Annotated in this window: 4 protein-coding genes; all 4 read right to left on the reverse strand. The window is 34.4% G+C overall.

All coding sequences use genetic code 11. The features are described 5' to 3' along the window. Window positions 1–37 precede the first annotated feature (37 nt). Entirely contained in the window at window positions 38–289 is a 252-nt protein-coding gene (locus E1171_RS07755) for a hypothetical protein (RefSeq protein ID WP_155205442.1), read from the reverse strand. 1261 nt (window positions 290–1550) lie between these two features. Next, window positions 1551–2528 carry a hypothetical protein gene (locus E1171_RS07760; protein ID WP_155205443.1) on the reverse strand — a complete coding sequence of 326 codons (978 nt, stop codon included), beginning with the start codon at window positions 2526–2528 and terminating at the stop codon, window positions 1551–1553. A 5-nt stretch (window positions 2529–2533) separates the two neighbouring features. Continuing rightward, a complete protein-coding gene (locus E1171_RS07765) occupies window positions 2534–3613 on the reverse strand; it encodes a ParA family protein (RefSeq protein WP_155205444.1) in 1080 nt (359 codons plus the stop codon). Window positions 3614–3906: 293 nt separating this feature from the next. Next, the coding region (locus E1171_RS07770; RefSeq protein ID WP_222931440.1) for a replication initiation protein at window positions 3907–5208 on the reverse strand (1302 nt) is incomplete at its 5' end.

The raw sequence follows: 5208 nt of genomic DNA on the forward strand, positions 1-5208 counted from the left end.
TTTAAGTTACTCAAGATTACAGTTTTTATGTCTCACGTCAAATTAAAAAAATAAAAACTGTAATCGAGCCCTTAGACAATAAACCTTTATTTTCTTGTTTATCTAATGGTATTATTTCTTCACAATTTTCCGAACACCCACATACACCAATCCCTTTCTTTTTTTTAGTTCCGATTTTTATTAATCTTTCTTTTTTTAATTCTATTATGATTTCTCTATAACACCGGTACCAGTGTCTTTCTAATACTGGAATCTCTGTGATACCACCTAAAAATCCGGAATACTTCAACTTTAAGACTGTTAGAGTAAAATTGGAGTTTTTGAAAAGATGTTTATTTTGATAATTTCGGAATGCTTCAATCCTAATTTTCTTAAAGAACACAACAAACTCCTACACTTTCCTATGATTAAAGTATTTACAACTTCCATTGGTTGTCCTGTCATTTCGTGAACTGGTTTAATATGGTCAATTGTCATTCTTATCTTGCCACCACCTACTCTATCTTTAAATTTTCAATCATTATATTCATTACTGTGTATGTTTCAAATTTACTTACTCCATATTTATCGAATACATTTTTAAATATTGCTTTCTCTTCTATACTGTAGCTTCCTTTGAAGTCTCTCCAAATTCTTCAAAGTAATTTTGCTTCTTGTCTTTCTTTACTTACCTCCTAGGATTTGTAGTTCCGGTCGTTGCTATTGGTGGCTATAGATTGGGAATGGTCGAGTTCTCCTAATTTGAATAGATTTTCTAATTTTTGGTTGTGCCTTTCAAATTCCTTGTCAAGGATTGCTGGGTGCTTCAACTTTAAACCTTCAATACAAAAAGGGGGGGGTACCTGGGCTTATTATTATTCAGGTTCCCGTTCTTCCATATTTCCTCTGGATAGCTTTTGCACTTCTTGCATACTTGTCAAACCTTTCCCTTTGTTTTCACTTTGTTCTTCCACTTCATTGTATCCTGTGATTTCTTGGATGTATCTTCCTAGTTAGTTCCTTATGAAAATATCATTTTCTGCAGTCCATTTCCTATAGGCTCGATGAAACCACGGATCCAAAGGGAGTTTTAAAATTTTCAGTTTTCTGTTTTCAAGATTTATCATACTACAAAAATAAATAGGGAGAATCCTTAGAGAGTTTCCCACTAAAAAGTAAATGAGACACCAAAAATCGTATGGTGATTTAGAGTCATAAAACCACACACTTTTAAAAAAGATCAATCAAGGTCAATAAAATAAGTGTATGTCAAGGAAAGTAGAGGTAAAAGAGTGTAAAACCAAGATGTGTTCTTATTGTTAACTGTAAATTGACCACAAATTTAATATCACTTCCAGTTTTACCCATTTATGCCTGAAAAGTAGAAATGAAAAGGCTATCAAAACAAAAAAATAGTCTTCATTTAATAAGAAGACTTCTTTTTTACTTCCACTTTCCTGTAATGTGGATGGAAATCAATTTCCCTCAATTGTCGAAATGGACGAAGTTATTTTCTTAGATTGGGGAGAACCTAAAGGCAAGTTGTCATTTTGGCAACTTGCCCTTTGACATTAATTGTTACCATTTTTTAATTCCAAAATTAATCCCTGTAATTCCGTAACTCTCTTTTCCAGCTCAATCCTTTTTTGGTTTCGCTCTTCATCATTGCCTTTACTAACAATCTTCCTCACAATCTTCTCTTCAGCTTGAAGCCAATAGTTGAACCGATCTCTTTTAGTTTTATTTGACTCCTTTTTCTTTGGCCCTTTCCTCCTACTAATTAGATCAACCCACTGTTCCTTGGGAACCTCATCAAACACCTTTAAACTTCCACCTTTCGATAGAAACTCAATAAAATCCTTTATATTCACCCAGTTGTTATACTGACCTAAAAAGCTCACTTCAGCCTTACTCAGCATGCCACCTCCTTGCAGAAGTTGTTCACGCTCAGTAAAAAAAACCTCTTTCAAACAATCAATGCCCAAAGCAAAATAGGAGTCTCTAATAATAGTCCTAGACCCCACTTTAAATCGCTCTGCCACTAAGTCAACACTTTTCCTACCCTTCCCACTAGAACGGCCCCCTCCATGCTTTCCCTTTTCCCGCAAATAAGACCTTCCTCTTAAATAAGCAATATAATTTTTTGTCGCATTTCTTCGACCCAATTGAATTTCTTCCATCAATTCAAAAGCGGCTTCTAATCCATCCAGTTCAATCAGTTGATAGTTCCAATCAATTTCATTGTCCTGATTCTTCTCTAGCACGGAATAGCGATGATGACCATCTAGTATGTAATAACATTCTTCTGAATATTTCCATAATAATAAAGGGTCTCTCACCTTTCGCTCCTTCACTACGCTACTTTCCAAAATCCTAAATTCTTCCTCTGATAAGGAGGCAATATATTGTTTCAATTCAGGATGAATTTGTATCTTTTTAAATACATTCTTCTTTCCACTTTCTTTAAGAGAACTATTCAAGGCTGATTCCTTAGACAATACCTTGCCCATGAAACTGTTACTTTTAACACCAAAATTTTTTTTTGCCATGATTTTTAATTTGATTCAGGAGTTAAGTATTCAACATGCTCATCAATCAGCGAATTAAGAAATTCCATTCCCTTTATATCCTTGTTGTCCGCAATTGCTAATTCAACAGCCACATTCCTGTAATCTACAGCCCCCATACTTTTAGGATTATACTCAAATATATCCATCAAAGAATCTACCGCTTCAGGCAAATCTGTGTTCAAACGAATTGCAGTGTCAAAGATCCGGATATGCCCCACACTTTCTCTTAAAGATTGAGTATAACCCTCGTGTAGTTTTGTTTTCCTGTATTGGGTAAACAACACTCCTTCCACCATAACATCAGGGTTATAATCTCTGGCATTCTCAATCATTTCCAAAAGGTTCTCCATCCCAGCCACAGAAAAAGGCTCCGGCTGCATTACAAAAAGAACACTTGTTGAAGCAATCACACTTGTAGAGGTTAACATTCCAAGAGTAGGAGGGCAATCAATTAAAATATAGTCAAAGTATTTTTTAACTGGCTCAATGACTTTGCGCAAACGCTTATAACCTTTCATTGGGTTTCCCTCCAAACTTAATAAGGCACGATCCAATCGGTTATCAGTTGGGCTAATATGAAAACCATCTCCTAGGGGTAAAATGGTGTCCAATAAGCCATCATTATACTCAGGCATAATTGCATTCATCAACTGCTTTTCAGTCCGAGCTATCTTTCCATCCTTACCTTCACGATGAAATCCTTCCCCAATCTCATTTCTGTAACAGCCAAATGCTTGAGTAAGATTGCCTTGCGGGTCCATGTCTAATAATAAAACCTTGTACCCCATTAAATTTAAAGCTTTTCCAAGATTAATCGCTGTTGTCGTTTTCCCTACTCCTCCTTTATTCTGAGCGATGGCCATAACCTTAGCACCGTCCTGCTCTTTATATCCATAGTCTTTTAATACAGGGGATAATTTTTCTAAATGTTTATCCAAAATACTATAATTTCCTGCCACTGCCTTTGAAAGATAAGTGGCTGGAATACCTGCCTCTTTTTCAAGACCTGATAGGGCAATAGAGGGTTTCTTTTTCAAGAAAGCAACAACATCTTTACTACTCATGATACTGTCTTTAAATTAGCAATAAATAAATGATTGGTTTTCACTTATACCAAAAGTAAAATAATTATTTTTCTTTCAAAAAGTTTTGAAAGGAAATTTATATAAACACACTATTTTCAATAATCATTGAATCATTTATCAAGTTGCCATTTTGGCAACTTGATTTTAAAGAACGTTACGTACATGGCATTAGAAGCAGCTTAAGACAGGAATCTCCCTTGTATCAAAAGGGAGAATTGTTAGGAAAAAGGGAACTCATTTGACGTTGAGAATTACCAATAGGGGAGAGGCAATCAAAATATAAACTCATTTTTGTGGTATTGATCAATATAATTATTAATATCAAGCATGGCCTTTTCTTCACCATTTCCATGTCTTTTAATAAGCCACTGGGCATAATGGCTTTGAGCAAGACTAGAAGGTTTCCCAGAGTTAAATTCATTGTAAAACCTTTTTACTATTGGTTCTTCACTGTCCTCAATCTCAAACAAGAATTCTTCTAAATCATCATCATTGGCCTGGCCAAGAAATCGATCAAAAAGTTCCCTTCGAAAATTATCGTAATCTTTATTTATCTTTTCCTTTAGATCTTCCTCACGTTTCTTTATGATCCTTTCTTGTTTCTTAAGCTTAAGAGAATTTTTTCTTTTTTGTTCCTCCCTAAACTCTTCAAGAAAATACTCATGTTTCATGGCTTTTATTAAATAGCCTCGTTTATTCTTGACATTCTGCAAACTTTCAATTTTTTCAATTGAGAAATCTAAAAGGTCCTTATCATACTTCTTTTTAAGCTTTTCATACCATAAATTATCATCTCCTTCAACATCAGGCCCTATAGCCCCACTTTCAATGCTGCCTTCGGTGGAGTTATCTGATGTCAAAACCATTGATGGCTTTTTCTTAATTGCAAAAAGAAAATGCGTCACCTTATTACCAGAAGTAATAGCTTCATAAGCAATTATTAAATCTGAATTTTCATTGATTTCTTTTACTGCTGGGTCAATTACTCTACTTTTCACATAAGTTACCCTATCATAACTCCTTTTTTCATTGAGGTATAACATCTCTTTTAATAACCCTAATTCAATCTTTCGTCGGCCAATTTTCTCATATTGCTTGCATAATTCATAAAGGCGAATTGAATGCACCTTTTTCATATGAGAAACATTAATAAGGGAATATTTTGTATACTTTTCTTTTAGATCAATCAAGAAGTCTTTTACCTCAGTAGAAAATTTTATAGTGACAAAGTCCTCACCTTTTACCTTTTTTACATGGGAAATAAAATTTAAAGATTCCCATTGCTCGTCTGAGTCTAGAATATCAATGGAGGTTTTAGTTAACTGCTGCAAAGATTCTCTCACTTGCTTATACTGAGCTCCCTTAATCTTTTCCCCTCTCTCCAATCCTAATACATCAGAAATAAAAACTTTATATTCTCCTAATTCCTTAGCCTCAGGCTGAATTTGAACCATTGCTAAAAGTATAGCCCTTTGCTGAGTAAGGGTGAATCCACTACGAGATTCCACCAACTTATTAGATTTAACAAGTTTAAAGTCCTTGGTTTGAATAACTTTCTTTTCCATTAATAAAAA

Source organism: Xanthovirga aplysinae, assembly GCF_009711365.1.
Lineage (GTDB): Bacteria > Bacteroidota > Bacteroidia > Cytophagales > Cyclobacteriaceae > Xanthovirga > Xanthovirga aplysinae.

Excerpts from the sequence above, each read along its gene's own strand:
- E1171_RS07760 (WP_155205443.1), bottom strand. The coding sequence starts at position 2,528 with ATGGCAAAAAAAAATTTTGGTGTTAAAAGTAACAGTTTCATGGGCAAG.
- E1171_RS07765 (WP_155205444.1), bottom strand. The coding sequence starts at position 3,613 with ATGAGTAGTAAAGATGTTGTTGCTTTCTTGAAAAAGAAACCCTCTATT.